This window comes from Hyphomicrobium facile (assembly GCF_900116175.1).
Classification (GTDB): Bacteria; Pseudomonadota; Alphaproteobacteria; order Rhizobiales; family Hyphomicrobiaceae; genus Hyphomicrobium_B; species Hyphomicrobium_B facile.
On sequence record NZ_FPCH01000002.1, the window covers coordinates 779,023 to 799,846 of the forward strand.

General features: G+C 62.1%; 15 protein-coding genes. 11 read left to right on the forward strand and 4 right to left on the reverse strand.

The features are described 5' to 3' along the window. Window positions 1-26: 26 nt before the first annotated feature. The 3 genes from BM399_RS10555 to BM399_RS10565 all read left to right on the forward strand — a co-directional run bounded on the left by BM399_RS10555 (window position 27) and on the right by BM399_RS10565 (window position 2,943). Entirely contained in the window at window positions 27-1,691 is a 1,665-nt protein-coding gene (locus BM399_RS10555) for an L-aspartate oxidase (RefSeq protein ID WP_092868172.1), read from the forward strand. Beyond that, window positions 1,688-2,584, forward strand: coding sequence for a carboxylating nicotinate-nucleotide diphosphorylase (nadC, locus tag BM399_RS10560; protein WP_092868173.1), 897 nt, complete (start codon window positions 1,688-1,690; stop codon window positions 2,582-2,584). Before BM399_RS10555 ends, nadC begins: the two co-directional genes overlap by 4 nt. Window positions 2,585-2,715: 131 nt before the next feature. Then, window positions 2,716-2,943, forward strand: a complete 228-nt coding sequence (locus BM399_RS10565) for a hypothetical protein (RefSeq protein ID WP_092868174.1) — start codon at window positions 2,716-2,718, stop codon at window positions 2,941-2,943. Here BM399_RS10565 and ppdK read toward each other — a convergent pair. Then, a complete protein-coding gene (gene ppdK / locus BM399_RS10570) occupies window positions 2,940-5,651 on the reverse strand; it encodes a pyruvate, phosphate dikinase (protein ID WP_092867666.1) in 2,712 nt (903 codons plus the stop codon). The genes BM399_RS10565 and ppdK overlap by 4 nt on opposite strands. Before the next feature lie 150 nt (window positions 5,652-5,801). Between ppdK and BM399_RS10575 the strand changes: the two genes are divergently transcribed. Both BM399_RS10575 and BM399_RS10580 read left to right on the forward strand, forming a co-directional pair. Next, the gene (locus BM399_RS10575) at window positions 5,802-7,208 is read left to right on the forward strand and encodes a dipeptidase (protein ID WP_092867667.1); all 1,407 of its coding nucleotides are present in this window, start codon (window positions 5,802-5,804) and stop codon (window positions 7,206-7,208) included. Between the two features lie 56 nt (window positions 7,209-7,264). Continuing rightward, window positions 7,265-8,224 (forward strand): ribonuclease T2 family protein, encoded by a 960-nt coding sequence (locus tag BM399_RS10580; RefSeq protein ID WP_092867668.1) that lies wholly within the window; start codon window positions 7,265-7,267, stop codon window positions 8,222-8,224. Window positions 8,225-8,305: 81 nt separating this feature from the next. On the opposite strand, the gene BM399_RS10585 is transcribed toward BM399_RS10580, so the two are convergent. After that, window positions 8,306-9,061 (reverse strand): hypothetical protein, encoded by a 756-nt coding sequence (locus tag BM399_RS10585; RefSeq protein ID WP_092867669.1) that lies wholly within the window; start codon window positions 9,059-9,061, stop codon window positions 8,306-8,308. Between the two features lie 185 nt (window positions 9,062-9,246). Then, window positions 9,247-10,059 carry a TorF family putative porin gene (locus tag BM399_RS10590; RefSeq protein WP_092867670.1) on the reverse strand — a complete coding sequence of 271 codons (813 nt, stop codon included), beginning with the start codon at window positions 10,057-10,059 and terminating at the stop codon, window positions 9,247-9,249. 387 nt (window positions 10,060-10,446) lie between these two features. Between BM399_RS10590 and BM399_RS10595 the strand changes: the two genes are divergently transcribed. The 3 genes from BM399_RS10595 to BM399_RS10605 all read left to right on the forward strand — a co-directional run bounded on the left by BM399_RS10595 (window position 10,447) and on the right by BM399_RS10605 (window position 14,247). Continuing rightward, on the forward strand, window positions 10,447-11,187 hold the full coding sequence (locus tag BM399_RS10595; RefSeq protein ID WP_092867671.1) for an SDR family oxidoreductase: 741 nt from the start codon (window positions 10,447-10,449) through the stop codon (window positions 11,185-11,187). Between the two features lie 195 nt (window positions 11,188-11,382). Next, a complete protein-coding gene (locus tag BM399_RS10600) occupies window positions 11,383-12,762 on the forward strand; it encodes a glucosaminidase domain-containing protein (protein WP_092868175.1) in 1,380 nt (459 codons plus the stop codon). A gap of 30 nt (window positions 12,763-12,792) precedes the next feature. Beyond that, the gene (locus tag BM399_RS10605; protein WP_092867672.1) at window positions 12,793-14,247 is read left to right on the forward strand and encodes a glucosaminidase domain-containing protein; all 1,455 of its coding nucleotides are present in this window, start codon (window positions 12,793-12,795) and stop codon (window positions 14,245-14,247) included. Window positions 14,248-14,290: 43 nt separating this feature from the next. Here the strand turns inward: BM399_RS10605 and BM399_RS10610 are convergent, their stop codons facing one another. Further along, the gene (locus BM399_RS10610; RefSeq protein WP_092867673.1) at window positions 14,291-15,262 is read right to left on the reverse strand and encodes a hypothetical protein; all 972 of its coding nucleotides are present in this window, start codon (window positions 15,260-15,262) and stop codon (window positions 14,291-14,293) included. Window positions 15,263-15,395: 133 nt separating this feature from the next. On the opposite strand from BM399_RS10610, the gene uvrC reads away from it, so the two are divergent. The 3 genes from uvrC (at window position 15,396) to pgsA (ending at window position 20,818) form a co-directional block, all read left to right on the forward strand. Continuing rightward, the gene (uvrC, locus tag BM399_RS10615; protein WP_092867674.1) at window positions 15,396-17,387 is read left to right on the forward strand and encodes an excinuclease ABC subunit UvrC; all 1,992 of its coding nucleotides are present in this window, start codon (window positions 15,396-15,398) and stop codon (window positions 17,385-17,387) included. A gap of 121 nt (window positions 17,388-17,508) precedes the next feature. Next, complete coding sequence (locus tag BM399_RS10620; protein WP_092867675.1) at window positions 17,509-20,133, forward strand: mechanosensitive ion channel domain-containing protein; 2,625 nt, start codon at window positions 17,509-17,511, stop codon at window positions 20,131-20,133. A 97-nt stretch (window positions 20,134-20,230) separates the two neighbouring features. Next, window positions 20,231-20,818, forward strand: a complete 588-nt coding sequence (gene pgsA, locus BM399_RS10625; RefSeq protein ID WP_092867676.1) for a CDP-diacylglycerol--glycerol-3-phosphate 3-phosphatidyltransferase — start codon at window positions 20,231-20,233, stop codon at window positions 20,816-20,818. Window positions 20,819-20,824: the final 6 nt, after the last annotated feature.

Genomic DNA, 20,824 nt, shown 5'->3' on the forward strand with positions numbered 1-20,824 from the left:
ACCACATGCCCCAGGAGGGCAATCTCATGGCCGCATCGACGAAACGTCGCGCCGCTACAGAGTTCAAGGGCTTCAAAGGCGAACCAGGCCCCGGAGACGTCGTCATTATCGGCGCCGGCCTCGCGGGACTTTTCACCGCGCTGAAGCTTGCGCCCCTGCCGGTAACGGTGATTGCCGCCGCGCCGCTCGGCGAAGGCGCCTCGAGCATGTGGGCGCAGGGCGGCATCGCCGCCGCTGTCGGCGAGGGCGATAGCACGGCCAAGCATGCCGCCGACACGATCGAGGCGGGAGCCGGCATCGTCGACCCCGACGTCGCGCGGTTGGTTGCCGAAGAGGGCCCAGACCGCATCCGCGATCTTCTCGCCTATGGCGTGCCCTTCGACCGCGATCTCAAAGGTCACTACATTCTGTCCAAGGAAGCGGCGCATTCCGAGAAGCGCGTCGTCCGCGTGTCGGGCGACAAGGCGGGCGCGGCGATCATGCAAGCGCTTATCGCAGCTGTGCGCGCAACGCCGTCGATACGCGTGCTCGAAGGATACGAAGCCGATGATCTCATCGTTGCGAACGACCGGATTGAAGGCGTCCGGCTGATCCGGCCGACGGCTCTCGGCAATGGCCGGTATGCTTTCGTTCCGGCATCTGCGGTCGTCGTCGCGACGGGCGGGGTCGGCGCGCTGTTCGCGCTGACAACGAATCCCTCTTATGCAAAGGGCGAAGCGCTTGCGATGGCCGCACGCGCGGGCGCGGTGATCGCGGACCCGGAGTTCGTGCAATTCCATCCGACCGCTATCGACGCGGGCATCGATCCGGCACCGCTCGCGACGGAAGCCCTTCGCGGCGAAGGAGCAACGCTCGTCAATTCGGACGGCGAGCGCTTCATGCTGGCGATCGACCCACGGGGCGAACTCGCGCCGCGCGATGTCGTTGCGCGCGGCGTTTACAACGAACTCAACGCAGGGCGCGGCGTTTATCTCGATTGCCGCACGGCGATCGGCGCTAATTTCGAAAAAGAATATCCGACCGTCTGGGGCCACTGTCAGCGCGCGGGCATCGACCCGTCGAAGGAGCTGATCCCGGTGGCGCCGGCCGAGCATTATCACATGGGCGGAATCGCGACCGACGCCAGCGGACGCACGAGCCTCACGGGACTTTGGGCCGTCGGCGAAGTCGCTTCGACGGGACTTCACGGCGCCAATCGGCTCGCATCGAATTCGCTGCTCGAGGCCGTCGTTTTCGGTGCGCGCGTCGCGAGCGACATTCGCAACCTTCTCCCGCACGATCGCGTGGGCCACTTCGTCGTGCCGCACCGTATTCCGGGGAGCGGCCGCGCGGCCGATACGGCGTCGCGGCAAGAGGCCATGGACGCGTTGCGCAGCATCATGACGAAGTACGTCGGCGTTCAGCGCTCCGGAAAAGGTCTGAAAACGGCGCTTTCGGAGCTCAGAACGCTTAGCGCCGCAAGTTCGAACGATCGCGTCCTCTCGAACATGCTTCTCGCCGCGCAATTGATCGCGGCGGCGGCGCTGCTTCGGAAGGAAAGTCGCGGCGGTCATTACCGCACCGATTATCCGAAAACGAACCCGGCGCTTGCGCGACGCACGTTCATCACGATCGCCGATCTGGAAGCGGTTGGCGAAAAGCCAAAAAAAACTCATTGCGAACCACCGGCCCTAGCTCCATGCGGGACATGACAGCCCCCTCTTCTTCGTTCGCGACACTCCTTCCCAATCTTGTTCTTGCCGCCGTACGAAACGCGCTCGAAGAAGACCTCGGGCTCAGCGGCGACATCACCACAGACGCAACGGTTGCGCCGGACGCACGCACGGAAGCTCTGCTTGCGGCCCGCAAGCCCGGCATCGTGTCCGGCTTAGCGTTAGCGGAAGCTGCGTTCCGGGAACTCGATCCGGAATGTGCCTTCACAATCGAGATCGAAGACGGCACCGCGGTGGCGGCCGGCGGCACGATTGCCCGCATTTCGGGGAACGCGCGCGCCATTCTTTCTGCGGAGCGCGTCGCGTTGAATTTCATGGGCCGCATGTGCGGGATTGCGACCCTCACGCGCCGTTATGTCGATGCGGTAGCGGGTACCCGCGCCAGAATCGTCGATACGCGCAAGACGACGCCCGGATTGAGAGCGTTTGAAAAATATGCCGTGCGATGCGGCGGCGGTCACAATCACCGCTTCGGTTTGTTCGACGCGGTCCTCATCAAGGACAATCACATCGTTGCGGCGGGCGGCATCGAAGCCGCGATCAAAGCCGCGAAGGCGACGGCCGGGCACATGACGAAAATCGAGGTCGAAGTCGACACTCTCGATCAGCTTGAAATCGTCATGCGGGAGAAGATCGACTGCGTGCTTCTCGACAACATGGCTCCGGCGGAGCTGCGGAAAGCTGTCGCCATCGTTGCCGGGCGTTGCCTGACGGAAGCCAGCGGCGGCGTTAACCTCGATACGGTCAGAGACATTGCCGCGAGCGGCGTCGACATGATTTCGGTCGGCGCGCTCACCCATTCGGCGCCTGTTCTCGATCTCGGGCTGGATTTTGTGACGCCCGTGAAAAAGTCACCGGCCCGCAAAGCTTGAATTCGCCATAGTCACTGCGCATTTGGCACTGCGCGCTTGCCAGTTCGCATTGGGCCGTTCGCGTCGGGCAACTCGCATTTGGCAGGATGTGCTAAAATAGGAGTGTCCGGTTGGACATGGAGGGAAATTCCATGGCGATGCAGTGGATCGTGCTTTGGGGCGGGACCGCAATCGCCGCTTCAATTCTCGCGGGCATTTTGGCCGGCATCAAAAATCGCGACCTTTCCTACTGGATCGGCTGGAGCTTCGTCGTGCCGCCGGCCGTCATCTGGTTACTGTTCCTGCCGAAGAACAAGGGTCCCCGTCCGCGCCAGCCTCGGCTCGATGAAATCGACCGGCGCGAGAATGGTCCTTACTAGGAAGCCTTCTGTTCGCGGCGCCTTCGGCGAATAGCAGCTTGCGCCGCCGAGAGACGTGCGATCGGCACGCGATAGGGCGAGCAAGAAATGTAGTCGAGGTCGACCGTCTCGAAGAAGCCGATCGATCGCGGATCGCCGCCGTGCTCACCGCAAATGCCGGTCTTGAGATTGGGCTTCGCTGAACGGCCGCGCTCAACGCCGATCTTGACGAGTTCGCCAACTCCCGCCTGATCGATCGACACGAACGGATCGATCGCGATCACCTCGTGCTCGAGGTAGTTCGACAGAATGGGCGCCGCGTCGTCGCGCGAGAGGCCGAGCACCGTTTGCGTCATGTCGTTCGTGCCGAATGAGAAGAAGTCGGCGCCCAACGGTCCAGCTGCGATGTCGGCCGCGCGCAGAGCCGCCCGGGGCAGCTCGATCATCGTGCCGATATCGTAGGGTATGGCGATGCCTGACTCCCTTTCGACGGCCTTTGCCGTCTCGGCGATCACCTCGCGCAAAATGTCGAACTCGCGCCGGTAGGCGATGAACGGGATCATGACCTCGGGCCGGATCGCCTCGCCCGTTTTCTTTCGCGCGTTGACGGCCGCTTCGAAAATCGCCCGCGTCTGCATGCGCGTGATCTCGGGAAATTTGATGCCGAGGCGGCAGCCGCGGAAGCCGAGCATCGGATTGAATTCCTCAAGCTCGGCGACGCGCGCCTTGAGCCGCATGAGATCCATGCCGAGTGCCGCCGCGACTTGCGCCGCCTCGCGATCCTCGTGGGGGAGGAATTCGTGTAGCGGCGGATCGAGCAGACGGATCGTTACCGGCAGCCCGGCCATGATCTCGAACAGTTCCTCGAAGTCGGCGCGCTGAACGGGCAGAAGTTTGTCGAGCGCCTGCTGGCGCCCCTCCTCGTCCTCCGCGCAAATCATTTCGCGCACGGCGAGAATACGCTTTTCCTCAAAGAACATATGCTCGGTCCGGCAGAGGCCGATGCCTTCGGCGCCGAACGATCTTGCCTGGCGCGCATCGCGCGGTGTGTCGGCGTTGGTGCGCACCTTCATGCGGCGCGTGGCGTCCGCCCATTCCATGATCGTCGCGAACGTGCCGGAAAGCTGCGGCGGCAACATCTTCGCCTTGCCGGCATAGACGCGGCCGGTGCTGCCATCAATCGAGACGATGTCACCGGATTTGAACGTGCGCGCACCCGCCCGCATGATGCCGGCATTGGCGTCGATCCTGAGCGTTCCCGCGCCCGATACGCAGGGCCGCCCCATGCCGCGCGCGACGACGGCCGCGTGACTGGTCATACCTCCTCGCGCGGTCAGAATGCCGACGGCCGCGTGCATTCCGTGCACGTCCTCAGGGCTCGTCTCGGAACGGACGAGGATGACTTCCCGGCCTTTGGCTTTCAGCGCTTCCGCCATCTCCGAATGGAACACGATCTCGCCGGACGCCGCGCCGGGCGACGCGGGCAGGCCTTTGGCGATGAGGTCGTGCTCGGCTACGGGGTCGATCGCGGGGTGCAACAGCTGGTCAAGCTGAGACGGCTCAATTCTCAGAATGGCTTCATCCTGCGAGATCAGGCCTTCCGCGGCGAGGTCGACCGCGACTTTAAGCGCCGCTTCCGTCGTTCGCTTGCCCGAGCGCGTCTGCAGAATCCAAAGCTTTCCGAGCTGGACGGTGAACTCCACGTCCTGCATGTCGCGATAGTGCCGTTCGAGGCGATCGAAGATTTTTCTCAGCTCCGTGAACACTTCCGGCATCGCAACCTCGAGCGAAGCCTCGGATGTTTCGCCCGTGCTTTTCTTTGTCAAAGCGTGGGGCGTCCGGATACCGGCGACAACGTCTTCGCCTTGCGCATTCGGAAGATATTCGCCGAAGATTTCCTTCTCGCCAGTCGACGGATTGCGGGTGAAGGCGACGCCGGTCGCGGAGTTGTCGCCAAGGTTGCCAAAGACCATCGCCTGAACCGTGACGGCTGTTCCCCAGGCGTCCGGAATGTCATGCAGCCGGCGATAGGTTTCGGCGCGCGGGTTGTGCCAGGAATCGAACACCGCGGCGATCGCGCCCCAAAGCTGCTCGCTCGTATCTTGCGGAAACGGCGCGCCGTGCTCACGCTCGATCGCAGCCTTATAGTCCGCGATGATCTCGTGCCATGCTTCGGCGTCGAGGTCCGTATCGGCCGCGAAACCGTTCAGGTTCTTGAAATTCTCGAGAATGTCCTCGAACGCCCCGTGATCGACGCCGAGCACGACGTCGCCGTACATCTGGATGAAGCGGCGATAGCTGTCGAACGCAAAGCGCGCGTCGCCCGTCAGCTCTGCCAGGCCCTCGACCGTCTTGTCGTTGAGACCTAGGTTCAAGATCGTGTCCATCATGCCCGGCATCGAGGCTCGCGAGCCTGATCGCACCGAAACGAGGAGCGGACGTTTTTCGTCGCCGAATTTCGCCGAAACGGTGTTGCCGATGGCTTCCAGCGCCTGCATGACCTCGCCCTTCAGGGCTTCGGGCAGCTTGTGGTCCGCGGCAAAGAAGGCTTCACAAACCTCGGTCGTAATTGTGAAGCCCGGTGGCACGGGCAAGTCCAGGGATGCCATCTCGGCAAGATTGGCGCCCTTTCCACCCAGCAGTTCGGCCATGCTGGCGCTGCCCTCGGCCTTACCCGGCACAAAGGCATAAACCCATTTCTTTTTGCCGTCGGCGTTCGGCTGTGCCATCAGACCTCCAATGCGGTCTTCTTGCCGCCTATCATTCTCGTCAGGACTGACCGGCGCAGGGAGAGGTGGCATAGCAAATGAGACCCGCTATTCCTAGCTTGGGAACCAAGTTACCCCGCCGCAGGCCAGCAACCCGGAAAGACTAGCACGATGAGCACGCTTGAAACGGTTCTCGATACCCTCGGCCAATCGAAGTCGGCCGGTCTCGATCGCCTGTTCGAACTTTTGCGCATCGACAGCGTATCGACCGACCCGGCCTACAAGGCGAGCTGCGTCAAGGCCGCGGAATGGTGCGCGGCGACGCTTCGAGACATCGGGTTCGCCGAGGCCAAGGTTGTGCCGACAAGCGGTCATCCGATGGTGGTGGCCCATGATCGGCTCGATCGCGGTCCGAATATGCCGCACGTCCTTTTCTACGGCCATTACGACGTGCAGCCGCCGGATCCGCTGGATCTCTGGAAGACCCCGCCGTTCGAGCCCAGCATTGCCAATGAGCCGGGGAATGGCGACGTGATCGTCGCTCGCGGCGCCGAAGACAACAAGGGCCAGCTGATGACCTTCTTCGAGGCGGCAAGGGCCTGGAAAAAGGTTGCGGGCAATCTCCCGATCGCCGTTTCCGTGTTGATCGAGGGGGAAGAAGAGTGCGGTTCGCCGTCTCTCCCGGATTTCCTGGCCAAGTATGGCGACGAACTCAAAGCAGATCTCGTGCTCGTTTGCGACACCGGCCAATGGGACAAGGATACGCCCGCCATCACGACGATGCTGCGTGGCCTCGCCGGCGACGAGCTCACGATTACAGGCCCGACGCGCGACCTCCACTCGGGCATCTATGGCGGTCCGGTTGCGAACCCCATTCGCGTGCTCGCCAAGGTCATGGCCGCTCTGCACGACGATACCGGCAAGGTGGCCGTTCCCGGCTTTTATGACGGCGTCAAGGAGCCGACGGCGGAACAGCTCGCGCAGTGGCAGTCGCTGAATGTCAGGGCCGATACGTTTCTGGGCTCCGTGGGGCTCAAGGTTCCCGCGGGGGAAGAAGGCCGCTCCGTCATCGAGCAGCTGTGGTCGAGGCCGACGCTCGAGTTCAACGGAGTGGCCGGCGGATACCAGGGCGCCGGCACAAAAACCGTCATTCCGGCCAAGGCATCGGTGAAGATCACCTGCCGCCTCGTTCCCGGCCAAAATCCCGATCACGTGCTGAAGGCCATTCACGACTACGTCGAGAAGCTTATTCCGGCCGATTGCAAAGCGACGTGGCTCGGCCATCGGGGTGGGTCAGGCGCGATCATGTTCGATACCAGCGATCCATCGATGCGGGCCGCGGCGCAGGCGCTCGAAGAGGAATGGGGCAAGCCTGCCGTGCTGATGGGAAGCGGCGCGTCCATTCCCATCGTCTCGTCTTTCCGCGACGCGCTCGGCATGGACAGCCTGCTGATCGGGTTCGGCCTCGATGACGACCGCATTCATTCGCCGAACGAAAAATACAATGTCCGAAGCTTCGAGAAGGGCGCCCGCAGCTGGGCACGCATTCTTGCGGCGCTCGCAAAGCAGTCCGCGTAGGCTGCGGCGCCATCGCCGTGGCGCGACATCGCATGTAACCCGACCGGGACGATGAAATGCTGAGACCGCATATCCTTCTCACGACTTTGGTCTTCGCTCTGCTTGGCGTGTACATCGCGCATTTCGCCCTCGAGCAACGGACGGCGCTGTCTCCCGGCACTGTCACAAGCGGGAACACCGGCGCGAGTAACGGCTCGAGCGGTTCAAACTCGAGCGGTTCAAATAGGCGCGCCGATAACGGAGATTACGGCTCTCGTTCGAACGACAACGGCTACGGCGGGTATGGCCGAAACGTGCCGGGCGAATTCGATTATTATGCGCTCGTTCTGTCGTGGAGCCCGACCTACTGCGCCGGCGAGGGCCGCGACCGGGACGACGACACGCAATGCAATCGCCGCGACGGCCGCCGCTACTCGTTTGTGCTGCACGGCCTCTGGCCGCAATATGAAAACGGCTACCCGTCGAATTGCCGATTGCCGCGACGCCCGTTCGTACCCGACCCTGTCATCTCGAGCATGCTCGACGTCATGCCGAGCCGTGGACTCGTGATCCACGAGTACCGGACGCACGGGACATGCTCGGGGATGGACCCAGCGCAGTACTTCGCGACGGCCCATCGGCTGTTCGACAGCATCAACATTCCCGACCGCTTTCGTAATCCATTCGAGTCGCAGGTCGTCTCGGCCGCCGATGTGGAGCGGGAGTTCCTGCGGGCCAACCCGCAGTTCCGGCCGGATATGATCGCCGTCGTTTGCGGCGGTCCGGGCGCAAGCCTGAGGGAAGTCCGGTTCTGCCTGTCGAGAGACGGCAAGCCGCGCTCGTGCGGCCAGAATGAAACCCGGCGCAAGCTCTGCACGGCCAACCAGGTTTTCATTCCTCCGGCACGTTCGGCGACGGATAGTCAGCCATCGGGCCAGCGGTCGGGATCCGCGAACGGAAGTCCCGCCGGAACCGATCGATCGTCGCCGCTTCCAGGGCCGCGGATGGATTACGACTACGGCCGCCACGCCCAGTGAGTCCGCTCAGCGAAGCTCCATCGAGCGAGGGCCGCACAGTGACGGCGGACTGAGGTCTCTTCCGGGTATCGAAATCCGCGGTCAGGCCACTCTTCGGGCTCGCTCGGGCCGCCATGACCGCGGAGCGTCCGCAATCCAGCCGACGCCGCGGGGATGCTTGAAACCCTCCAGCGTCATCGGATTGAGGCTCCAACCGGCGGCGACGGCAAAGACGTTCTCCTCGGTCGGATGCAGCAGCAGCTGTCCGCCGACATCGCCGTGGCGCTCCGTGATCCCCCTCACCTCGACGTAGGATAGGCCGAGCCGCCGCTCCTCAGACGTCGGCTTCCCCAAATCCCAGATGATCCCCGCCTCGCCTATTGCGAACGCTCTTTTGGGACGTCCCTTGTCCACGCGCGCCCACGCGTAGAAGTCGATGATCGGGAACGACGCGAAGTATTGGACGCTGCGAAACTGCTTTCCGAGATGTTTCAGCAGCGGCGTCATCTTGTCGATGAACGGAGATCCAGCCGGTACCGGCAGCGCTTCGCCAGCGACGATCGTCCAGCCGCGCACGGGGGGCGAAATGAAGAGAAGTCCGTCCGAGACTTCCGGGTCATAGATCGCGCCGATGCCAGAATCCCAGTTTGCGGGACGCAAGCCGGTCAAACCCAGCGCGGCAGCAACGGCGTCACTGTCATCGGTTTGGATGGCAAGCCAAGCCATGTCACGGCCGAATGCGCGCGGCTGGTCAGGCGCATTCGCCAGCCGGACGTGGTGCGTGAGGAAACGCGGCACCAGGACCGTGCCGGCGATCACCGTGGTCAGGATTACGAGCGCGAAGACCGATATGAGCACGGATTGAGCCGCAGATGATCAGGGAACCCTCGCATCAATCTCTGACGTGAGTTGCGGAATTTCTCAAGTCAGGGCGTCAAGGCCGTTGGTGAAAACTTGAGGTTTGAATTGCAACGGCATCCAAACAAAAAACCGGGGCCCGCACAGGCCCCGGCTCAATACTGCGACGGGATTAGGTGGTCCGATTATGGAAGGTTCACGCCAGCCGTGAAGACGAAACGAGCATCCGACAGGTTCGTATCAATCGCGTCAGAGCTGGTGAGGTTCGTATCCCAGTAGCGGAAGTCCATGAAGTACTTGTCGACTGTGAGCTTAAGACCGGCGTTCCAATAGACGTAGTTCTGGGCTTCGCAGGCGCAGATGGAGAAGTTGCCCGCCTCGTTGCGTGAACCCGCTGTGTAACCGACAACACCGCTGATAACCGGTACGAAGTTGTGGAACGTCGGCAGCGTGTAGGCAGCGTTGCCTTCGAACGTCCAGGTCTCGCCGTAGTTGAAGCCTTGATCCGGCGTGAAGTAAGCCGTGACGCCGGTGGTCAGGTTCGTTACAGGCGTGATCGAAGCAGCGATCTTAAACTCGACGTAGTCGCCGTTGTTGTCGGGACCAGGGAATTTCGCACTACCGATCTGGTTTTCCGGATACGTGTAGTACAGGACGCCGAGATCCCAGCTGACCGGACCGGTGACGGGCCGAACGCCGGCATACATGTCGACTTCGAACGGGCCGAACGGCTCAGCAATATTGGATCCCCAGAAATCCAAGTACCACGTCAGGCTTGGCGTTCCGTAGGTGAATTCGATGAACGGCTGGAATGCCGGATCCTGATTGTTGAACGATATACCGCGGAAGATATAATCGCTCGTGCCGGTGATGCTGATCGAGTAGCCGAACTTCCGCTCACCGTCCCCCGCATCGTCAGCAAGTGCCGCCGAGGACATGCCAAGCGCAGCAATCGCCGCGACACCAGCCGCCCCCAAGAAACTTTTGATATTCTTCATAAGACAAACCCCCGTCCCAGATCTGCGGCTCGCAGCACCCGCGCAATGCGGACAACGCGACTCTCAACCGCTTCGATGTAGGAAAACTTTTTCGGACATTCCGCACAAGTCATTATACGTCGCATATTGCGACTTATGCTGACGATGTCACCGTCGGGCAACTCTGCTGCGATAAGAAGCCTGCATGCTGCAGATATGCATTGAATTTGAGCAGGAAGACCCTCCGGCAAAGCGCGGCCGGCGGTAATGTGCTGAAAAGGGTGGCAACTCAAGGTGCGGGATTTTGGCTCGGATTGAGACCAAGATTCGGTCTCGTCGCCGTGTTACGCACCGTGTGCTCAATAAGTCACTATTTCTGACCCGCCTCCCCCAAACTAAACAGAGATCATGAACCAGCCTCAGAACGACTCTTCGACCGCTCTTATCACCGGAGCCGCACGCCGAATTGGCCGGGCGCTTGCCATGGATCTCGCGAGCGAGGGGTGGACCGTCGCCATCCACTATCGAAAATCAGATGACGAAGCCGAGAGCCTCGTTCGCGAGATTGTGGGCAGAGGCGGCCGCGCAAAATCATTCCGCGCCGATCTCGCCGAACCCGACGCCTCGCGACGGCTCATGGCCGACGTCGTCCGTGACCTCGGCCCGCCGACGGTGCTCATCAACAACGCTTCGGAATTTCAACCCGACACAATCCAGAGCCTCGAAGATGCCACTTGGGATCTTCACCTCGGCATCAATCTCAAGGCGCCGATGTTTCTCGCGCAGGCGATGGCCGCGAGCCTGCCGTCAGGTTGCGAAGGCAACATCATCAACATCATCGATCAGCGCGTTTGGAATCTGACGCCGGAATTCTTCTCGTACACGATTTCGAAAGCCGGGCTTTGGACGGCAACGCGAACACTTGCCCAGGCGCTCGCGCCGCGCATCCGGGTCAATGCCATCGGTCCTGGTCCGGTGATGCGAAGCATCCACCAGACCGACGACGACTTCGTTCGGGAGAGCCAGTCGACGCTGCTCCAACGGGGCGCGTCGGCCGAGGAAATTGCGGCCACGGTGAGGTTTATCCTCGCCACGCCATCGCTGACCGGTCAGATGATCGCTCTCGATGGGGGACAGCATTTAACGTAAACCAAACGTTGCGGCCGCTCGCCCCTGCCGCAATCTGACCGCGCATCGTTCTCATTGCTGCCCAATTGGTCCGCGACTCTCGATTCGGGATCCCGCTGGGGGTTTATCAACATTTTATTAACGTTAAGCGTCTACGAACCTTAATGGTTTTGTTGGGCGCCTTTACGGGGGTGCCGCGTGCTCAAGGGTGTATTCATGATTGGCCGTGCTCGGACGCCGTTGGCGTTCGTCATCGCAGCAGCCATGCCTTTGGCTGCCATGTCTCTGCCGGTTCAGGCAGCGGACCTTCCACAGGTTAAACTTAGCGGTAAGAACAAGGTTCCGGCGTGTGCCACGCCGGGACGGCTCATGGGCTTCCTCGAAAGCCGCAACCGCAGCATCGACCCGCGCTTCGAAAAAATCGCCGCGGATTACATGCGCGTCGGCAACGAACTCAATATCCGCTGGGACATTGCGTTCTTCCAGATGATGCTCGAGACGGGCAACCTGACCTTCAAAGGCGACGTCTCGTCCAAGCAGAACAACTTCGCCGGCATGGGCGCCACTGGCAAGCATGTCCCCGGCGAAAGTTTCGCCGACGTCAGCACTGGCGTCAAAGCACATCTCCAGCATCTCCTGCTCTATGCGGGCGAGCACCTCGACGATCCGGTCGCTGAGCGCACGCGCAAGGTCCAGGAGTGGGGCGTTCTCACCGAGTGGCAGAAGACGCTCAACGGACCGATCGATTACACCCAGCTTGCCAAGCAATGGGCGCCGACGTCCCGCCACTATGCCCGCGATATTGCCGCTCTTGCGGAGTCGTTCTACGGCAGCCCGTGCAAGGGTGCCGACCCGCGGCCTGAACTTCTAGCCTATGCGACGACGGGCAACGCTCCGGCCAAGACCGGCGCCGATGCGAACGCTGCGCGCGTGCAGACCGCTTCGATTGAAGACCCGAACAAATCGACTGCCAAACTTTCCGGCGCCGATCTCGCGCGGCGCGCCGTTGAAGAAGCCCGCAAGTCCGGCTCCTTCGTACGCTCGGGTCTTGGTGGCGAATCCCTGATCGAGACAGCGAACGTCACTCCGGCTGTCGGAGAACCGGAAGTCGCGGACCAGACACCCACAGCCTTCAAGATCATCAACGCGGCCGCACCGTCAGACGATGCTTCGTCTGCGACCGATGCGTCGGGTGCGACAGCCGACGCGCGCGGCCCGGCGGACTCAGCTCCCGTCGAGGCTCCCGCGAAGAAAACTTCGACCAAGAAAATCCAGACGGCCGCTCTCGGCGCCGGAACGAAAGCGTCCGTCACGGCGGGCGCCGCCACGAAGTCGGCGATCACGGTTCCGCCCGCCGGCGTCAAACCAAGCTGCAAGGTCTGGACGGCGAGCTATGGCGGCGGTCACTCCGTCATCATCCGCGCACGTGCCGACCATCAAGACAATTATACCGTCCTCGACGTCAACGAAGGATCGGAAAAGCGAGAAGCCGAAGCTTACATCGCAGCCTACGCAAAAGGCGGCGAGACAGTCGGCGAATTCTCCAATCCCTCCCAGGCCCTCGACAAAGCTTTCGAGCTCTGCCCCGACGGCTGAAACCAACACGTAATCTCAAAGGATAGTTGAATGGCGACTAAGTCGCTTGTATCGCGTATTATTGCCTGCACTCTAGCGTCTGCGTCGTTCGCGTTAGCGATCGATGCCGCCAACGCCGCACCGCCCATTCGGACGAGCGAAAGCAACAAAGTTCCCGCCTGCGTTACGCCAGAGCGGCTCATGGCGTTCATCGGCGAACGCAATCCGAATGTCGATCCACGCTTCCGCGAAATCGCGCACTGGTACAAGCACTACGGCGAAGGCTGGGGCGTGCGATGGGACTATGCGTTCTACCAGATGGTCATCGAGACGAACTATCTGAAGTTCCGTCGCGAAGGCGGCAAACGTGGCGACGTTTGGGAAAATCAAAACAACTTCGCCGGAATCGGCGCGACCGGCGGTGGCGTTCGCGGCGAATTCTTCCCCAACATACAGACCGGCGTCCACGCGCAGATCCAGCACCTCGTCGCCTATTCGGGTGAACGTCTTGCCGCTCCGGTCGCCAAGCGCACGCGCGAGAACCAGGACGACATCGCAGCTCAGTCGAAGCGACTCGGGCGGCCGGTGACATTCGGCGATCTCGCACGCCGCTGGGCAGCCGACCGCGCTTACGGCAAGTCGATCGACTTCATCGCCGGCCTCTATCAGAAGCGCTATTGCGATCCTGCGGCGGGTTCCGCCGAAGCGGATGCGGTTCCGGCTCCGCTGCCTATGCGCAGCGAATGGCGGACCCCGTTCCGTCCGCCGTCAGGACTTGGCGGCCCCGTGCCGGACGACCAGGCGCAGGAGAAGCCTGCGGCTGGTTCGGCTGAAAAGAAGCCTGCGGCTGGTTCGAGTGAAAAGCAGCCTGCGGCTGCGGGCGTCCCCAAAAAGGCGGCCGCGAAAGCCGCGAAGCCTGCTTCGAAGCCTTCGGCCGCGTCCAAATCGCCGCCGAAGGTCAAGCAGACTTCGGCACAAGACGCGCACAGCAAGAAGCGCGCTCCCGACAGCTTCTCGCCTCAGCTCATGAACACTTCATGGGCCGGGGTCACCGTTGTGGAGCGGCAATTGCCGGCTCAAAGCGGCGGTCAGGACGATGTGGCGCAAGCGCCGGAGCCGGCGGTTCAACAGGCCGCGGCTCCGTCCAGCCTGTTTTCGATGCCGTGGCTGCCGACGTTCAAGATTACGCCAACTCCGCAAGAGCCTTCGCGTCTTGGCGGACCGCTTCCCGCCGAACTCGGCGCGGCGGCAAAAGCCGCTGCGTCAGCTCCGGCATCGCCGTGCAAAGTGCTGACCGCAAGTTACGGGGGCACCAAGACGTTGCTGATCCGCTCTCACGCGGGTGCCGAAACGCAGTACACCGCACTGACGATCGTAGACGGCTTCGAGAAGTCGATGTTCGACGCGTATGCGCGAACTGAAGCTGTCGGCGCCGAGATCGTCGGAGAGTACGCGACGCCGGAAGCGGCTCTCGTCGACGCCAAGTTCAACTGCCCGGAAAATTGAGGGCTGGCCGCGATCAGCGGACGACGTTGCCTACCAGAAGACATTAATCGGACGCTGGGGCGAAGTACTTGAGGGCGGCGGTCGAAGCCGCGCCACCGACCACGCAAGGAATGCCGGCCACGCCCATTCCCGTTGCAGCAGCCGCGACGCAGCCGAGAGCGAAAACGGTTTGTCCGGTCTGTCCCCACCAGTTGTAGTTACGAAGACTTTCCGGGCCTTTGGCCTTCAACTCGTCGATGGATGCGAGCGCGTCTTTGCGTAGCTTCGTCAGCTCGAGCGTTTCGGCGGCCTCGATGACTTCGGTAAGCGGCTTCCTGACTTTGGGATCGCTGTCGCTCGAAATCTTTTTCAGAAGCAGCAGCAAATCGTCATTACGAGATGCATTCTGCGCCAGCGTCCATTTCGCCATCGCGCCGATCGTCAATAGTTCGACCTTGTCTTTATCTAGCGAGAGTTCGAGCGCGCCCACGATGCGGCGGATGGGTGCTTCCCAGCCCGTGGCAAAGTAATAGCCCCAGTTGAGATCGATGACGGTCGCGTCGTCCTTGATGGAAATCGAGGTGAGGGTCGGCTTATCGCCGAACATGTACTTGTCGATCAAAACCTTCCGGGCCGGCATGCGCTCGACGAACTTCGCCATCGTGTCGCGCCAGCGCGGGAGCCCCGAATAGGCGATAGCCTTGACGATGAGGACCTGATCTTCGGGCGGCAGCGGAAACATCTTCGAGATGAGATCGTCGGCCATCTCGGGATTGGAACCCAGAACACCCGCCACGAAGCCGATGTAAACGCCCGCCTGGTCCACTTCGCGGATAGCGCCCTGCGCCGACATAGCCTTTACGGCTTCGGGAGCCCGCCGAGGCTCGGGATTCTTCCGGTAATCATTGATCCATTTCAGAAGCTCCTGCGAACTCTGGAATGGTTTTACCGGCTTTTCCTTCATCGGCTTTGCCAGCGCCAATGCCGGCAAGACAACAATCAACGCGAGGCCGAGAACGGCGATGACGCGACGCATAACACCCCCCTCGGCGCTACTTAATTCCCCAATGTCCTAAAGAGCTTGCACACCACGCCCCTGACGTGTTGATTTTGTGGCGCAAGACCGATGCCTTGCTTGACCTCGGCGGCAGCCCAACTTTAGGTGCGCCATGACCGAAGAGCCGACAACATTCACATCGCCGCCGGAAACGCCCGTAAAGACGGGGCCGGAAGTGATTACTGCGTATTTGAAGAACCTGCCGCAGAGCCCAGGCGTCTACCGGATGCTCGATGTCGCAGGCGAGGTGATCTACGTCGGCAAGGCGCGTTCGCTGCGCGCCCGCGTCTCCAACTATGCGCGGCTCAACGGCCATACGAACCGAATAGCCCGCATGATCCTTGCGACGGCATCAATGGAGTTCGTCACCGTCCGGACGGAGGCCGAAGCGCTTCTCTTGGAAGCGAACCTCATCAAGCGCTTCCGGCCGCGCTTCAACGTGCTGATGCGGGACGACAAGTCGTTTCCCTACATCCTCATCTGCCGCGACCATCCTGCGCCGGCCGTGATGAAGCATCGGGGTGCCCGAAACCGCAAGGGCGACTACTTCGGTCCATTCGCTTCGGCCGGAGCGGTCGGCCGCACGGTCAACATGCTGCAGCGGGCGTTTCTTCTGCGCTCTTGTTCCGACAGCGTCTACGAGAGCCGGACGCGGCCGTGCCTGCTCTATCAAATCAAACGCTGCTCGGCGCCTTGCACGGGCGAAATCGGTCTCGATGATTATGGGGTTCTCGTCGATGAGGCTCAGCGGTTCCTGAGCGGCGGAAGCCAGACGGTGCGCCGCATGTACCAAGAGCTCATGCAAGAGGCGGCCGACAAACTCGAATTCGAGACGGCCGCCAAATACCGCAACCGTCTCTGGGCCCTCGCTCATGTCACTGCGGATCAGTCGATAAATCCGGAAGGCGTCGAGGAAGCCGATGTCTTCGCCGCCTATCAGGATGGCGGGCAAACATGCATTCAGGTGTTCTTCTTCCGGACGGGTCAGAACTGGGGCAACCGCGCCTATTATCCGAAAGCCGATCGCTCGCTCAACGTCGAGGACGTGCTCGATAGCTTCATCGCGCAGTTCTACGACGATAAGCCGGTGCCGCGGCTGATCCTCTTATCGCACGACATCGCCGAGCGGGAGCTTCTCGCCGAGGCTTTGTCGACGAAGGCTGAGCGAAAGGTCGAAATCCGCGTTCCGTCGCGTGGGACGAAATCGACGATCGTCGAGCATGCGCTCGCGAACGCGCGGGAAGCCTTGGGCCGGAAGCTCGCGGAGAGCTCGTCGCAAGCGCGGCTTCTCGAAGGCATCGCCGAGCGGTTCGGGCTGCCCTCGGTTCCACGCCGCATCGAGGTGTTCGACAACAGTCACACCTCCGGTACGAACGCTGTCGGCGCGATGATCGTTGCGGGGCCTGAGGGCTTCGTCAAAGGCCAGTACCGGAAATTCAACATCAAGTCTCCCGATACGACGCCTGGTGATGATTACGCGATGATGCGCGAGGTGCTGACGCGCCGGTTCAAGCGGATCGCGGAAGCCGAGGTCATCAGCGAGATCGAATCTGAAGTCGCCGAGATCGAAGCGGACGTGGCGGGCGGACCGTTAGTGCCCGTCGTCGTTGCACAGGACGATACCGTCGAGGATCGGGCGTTTCCGGACCGGCCGGACCTCGTTTTGATCGACGGCGGCCTCGGCCAGCTTTCCGTCGCGCGCGAAGTGCTTGCCGGATTCGGCCTGCACGACATTGCGCTGATCGGCGTCGCGAAGGGGCCCGACCGGGATGCGGGCCGCGAGCATTTTCACATTCCAGGCCGCGAACGGCCGATCATGCTCGAGGCCAAGGACCCGGTTCTCTATTTCGTGCAGCGCCTGCGCGACGAAGCGCATCGCTTCGCCATCGGCACCCATCGGGCAAAACGCGCGAAATCGCTTGGCGTCAATCCGCTCGACGAGATCGAAGGCATCGGCCCCACGCGCAAGCGGGCGCTTTTGAAGCACTTTGGCTCAGCGAAGGCCGTATCGCGAGCCGGTATCGAAGATTTGAAGGCTGTGGAGGGCATATCCGCGGACATGGCCAAGAAAATCTACGATTTCTTCCACGAGCGGGCGGGATAGCGGCCATTATTTGAGTCTAGCTGAAAGGCGCCTGCTGCCCTATTTTCGCGGCACTTGGGGGCGAAGGGCCTACTTCCCGATTGTCATTTCGCTGTTGTCATTCAAAGGTTCTGTTTTGCCGATGCTGAGACGTGCATTTGCGACCGTAGCGCTCGCCATTCTTTTTGCCGTTCCGGGCGCCGTTACCGCGCAGGAGGCATGGACGCCGGCCGTCAAACCTGTCGCAGCTCAGAAGTCAGCGACGCCTGCGCCACAGGCTACACCGGCAGCCGCGACTGCACCCGCCGCGGGAGCCGGTGCGGCGAACCCGCCCGCGGCAGCGACGGCGACGACACCGGCGCAGGCGGCACCGGCGCAGGCCGCGCCTGCAGAGCCCGCTGCGGCGAATGCTCCTGCGGACTCCCAGCCTGCCCTCGCTCAAGAGCCTGCAACCGCGACGCCAGAGGCGCAGCCTGCTGCTCCACCGCCGCCGCCGCCTCCGCCACTTCTCACGCCGGAAGTCAGCTCGACGATCAGCAGCATTGTCGGCGACATGGACGGAGCGGAAAAAACTCTGGCGACGATTTCAGGCGTCAACACCGATCTCGGCCGGTTGCGCGACAACATCGACAGCGTGATCGCGAAGTCAACGCAGACGGCCGACGGGCTTCGCCCACGTCTTTCCGATCTCCACGTTCAGATCAAGCGACTTGGCGATCCGCCGGCCAAGGAAGCCGCGCCGGAGCCAGCCGCCGTTGCGGCTGAGCGTGCGCGGCTCGATGTGCAGGAAGCCGAGGTTTCAGGCGCGATTAAGACGCTCGAAGTGACGTGGTGGCGCGCGCGTCAGGCGATCGACAAAATCACCGAGCTCAGGCTGCAGATGTTTGTGCGCAGCTTGACGGAGCAGATCACGAGTCCCCTGCTGCCCGCCTTCTGGAACGATATCGCGCGGCAGCGGGCGAGCGTCCAATGGCGCCTTCAATACAACGCCGAGGACTGGTGGAATTCCATCAAGCGGCAAAAAGGCAGCGTGCTCGTTCTCTATGCGGCAGCGATCGGCCTTTATCTGCTGTTGAAGGCGGTGGTGATGTCGCTGACGCGCTACCGGCCCGGACCCAACGCAACGCCGCCCAGCTTTTTCCAACGTGCAGCATCGGCTGCATGGATCGCGCCGGTGCGCGCCATTCCGGGCATCGCGGCGGTCCTGCTGCTGTATGGCGGACACGAATATCTGGGGCTGCTCTACTACCCGACCGCGGCACCGGTCGGCGCGGCGTTTTTCAGGTACGCACTCGTTTTCATCGCAGTTTCGGCACTGATCGTATCCGTGTTCGCACCGAACCGGCCCGAGCGGCGGCTCATGCAGCTGTCGGATCGCAGCGCAAAGCGCATTACGCTGCTGCTCATACTGCTGGCCCTGATCTATTCGATCGATCTTTTCCTCTCGAGTTTCGGGCAAATTCTTTACTTCCCGCTATCGATGAGCGTCGCCCAGTCGCTGTTTGCAAGTCTCGCTTTCGCGCTCGTTCTGATCGGACTGCTGCTCACGCCGTTCGAGTCGAGCGAAACGACGCTCGCAAGACCCGTCGGACGCGGCGAGCCGATTTGGCTGAAGCTGCCGCTCGGAATCGCCGCGGCCGCGATCATCGGCTGCTCCCTTTTCGGCTACATCGCGATGGCGCGGTTCCTGTCGCAGCAGCTGGTCATGACCGGTGTCGTCGGTCTCGTCGCGGTGCTTCTCTATCTTGCCATTCGCGCGTTCACGCGCGGAACCACGACGTCTCGTGGCCAGATCAGCGTCGTGCTCGAAGAGCGGATGGGGTTTGATGAGGTTCGCCGCAAACAGCTTGCCTGGCTGACCGAAGTTGTACTGACGCTCGGCGTCGCGTTCTTGACGTTTCCGATCCTCCTTCTGCAATGGGGTTTCGCTGCGCCCGATATCCGGGACTGGCTGGAGCGATTGCTGTTCGGTTTCGAGATCGGAGGGATCCGGATCTCGATCGTCAAAATACAGGTCGGGATCGCCATTTTCATCGCGGGCGTGTTCATCACCCGCTTGCTTCAGCGGCGCCTGCGCGAGAACCTTCTCATCGCTCCGAAGATGGATGCGGGTATCGCGAATTCGATCCAAACCGCGGTCGGCTATGCCGGCACGGGTCTCGCCGCCGTTATCGCCATCTCGTATGCCGGCTTCAACATCACCAATCTCGCCATCGTCGCCGGTGCACTTTCGGTTGGTATTGGTTTCGGCTTGCAGTCGATCGTCAACAACTTCGTCTCCGGCCTCATTCTCCTCATCGAAAGGCCGATCAAGGTTGGCGATTGGGTCGTCGTCGGTAGCGAGCAAGGGACGGTTCGAAGCATTTCCGTGCGGTCGACCGAAATCGAGACGTTCGATCGCGCGAGCCTGATCGTGCCGAATTCGGAGCTGATCACGGGCCGCGTTCTGAACTGGACGCACCGCAGCGCTCTCGGGCGCGTGGTGCTGAAATTCTCGGCCGGGCCGGACGTCGACCCGAGGCGGGTGCTGACCATTCTGACCGAGTGCGCCAATCGCCATCCGAGCATTCTGCGCGAACCGGCGCCGATCGCGGTTTTCGAAGGCTATACGAAGGATACGACGGATTACACGCTCAGGGTCCTGCTGCCGGACATCACGCACGGGCTCAGGGTGCAATCCGATCTCAGGGTGGCGGTCTACGAAGCCTTGAGGCGTTCGGGCATCGTCGGCACCTCGGCCCTGCCCGCGGCCGCCTCCGCCTCATGAGGAGTGGTGCGGCTTTCTGCCCGGAGATTCACCATTGAGCATCCAGCGGGCCGTCTAGGGATTGACGGCCCCTCTCCCGTGCGGCTAACCCAAAAACATGGACCACGTCGCGCACCGCTCGCTCTCGACGAGCCTGCCCAATATCCTGACCTATGGCCGGATGGTGGCGGTACCTGTGCTTGCCGGCCTCCTGTTTTTCGGGACGGGCGACGTCGCACGGTGGCTGGCGTTCGCGATCTTTGTCGCGGCATGTCTCACCGACTGGCTCGACGGCTATCTGGCGCGGATCTGGGAGCAGCAGTCGAACCTCGGCCGCATGCTCGATCCGATCGCCGATAAGCTGCTCGTCGGGGCAACGCTCCTGATGCTCGTCTATACCGGCACCATCGGCGGCTGGGCGATCTGGGCGGCTCTCATCATCCTGTCGCGCGAAATTCTCGTTTCCGGGCTTCGCGAATTTCTCGCCGAGCTCAACGTCAAAATTCACGTCACGCAGCTTGCCAAGTGGAAGACGGCGGTTCAGTTCGTTGCGCTTGCCATGCTACTCGTTGGACCGGCGGCGGAAGGCATCCTGCCCGGCACCACGACGGCGGGCGTTTTGCTTTTATGGATTGCCGCACTTCTTACGCTGGTGACCGGCTACGATTATCTGAAAGCTGGAATACGCCACGCGATCGATCGCTGAGGGCGC

Coding starts and splice junctions, on each gene's coding strand:
- uvrC (WP_092867674.1), top strand. CDS start 15,396: ATGACCGAAGAGCCGACAACATTCACATCGCCGCCGGAAACGCCCGTA.
- BM399_RS10605 (WP_092867672.1), top strand. CDS start 12,793: ATGGCGACTAAGTCGCTTGTATCGCGTATTATTGCCTGCACTCTAGCG.
- BM399_RS10590 (WP_092867670.1), bottom strand. CDS start 10,059: ATGAAGAATATCAAAAGTTTCTTGGGGGCGGCTGGTGTCGCGGCGATT.
- BM399_RS10610 (WP_092867673.1), bottom strand. CDS start 15,262: ATGCGTCGCGTCATCGCCGTTCTCGGCCTCGCGTTGATTGTTGTCTTG.
- ppdK (WP_092867666.1), bottom strand. CDS start 5,651: ATGGCACAGCCGAACGCCGACGGCAAAAAGAAATGGGTTTATGCCTTT.
- BM399_RS10565 (WP_092868174.1), top strand. CDS start 2,716: ATGGCGATGCAGTGGATCGTGCTTTGGGGCGGGACCGCAATCGCCGCT.
- BM399_RS10555 (WP_092868172.1), top strand. CDS start 27: ATGGCCGCATCGACGAAACGTCGCGCCGCTACAGAGTTCAAGGGCTTC.
- nadC (WP_092868173.1), top strand. CDS start 1,688: ATGACAGCCCCCTCTTCTTCGTTCGCGACACTCCTTCCCAATCTTGTT.
- BM399_RS10600 (WP_092868175.1), top strand. CDS start 11,383: ATGATTGGCCGTGCTCGGACGCCGTTGGCGTTCGTCATCGCAGCAGCC.
- BM399_RS10580 (WP_092867668.1), top strand. CDS start 7,265: ATGCTGAGACCGCATATCCTTCTCACGACTTTGGTCTTCGCTCTGCTT.
- BM399_RS10620 (WP_092867675.1), top strand. CDS start 17,509: ATGCTGAGACGTGCATTTGCGACCGTAGCGCTCGCCATTCTTTTTGCC.
- pgsA (WP_092867676.1), top strand. CDS start 20,231: ATGGACCACGTCGCGCACCGCTCGCTCTCGACGAGCCTGCCCAATATC.
- BM399_RS10575 (WP_092867667.1), top strand. CDS start 5,802: ATGAGCACGCTTGAAACGGTTCTCGATACCCTCGGCCAATCGAAGTCG.
- BM399_RS10595 (WP_092867671.1), top strand. CDS start 10,447: ATGAACCAGCCTCAGAACGACTCTTCGACCGCTCTTATCACCGGAGCC.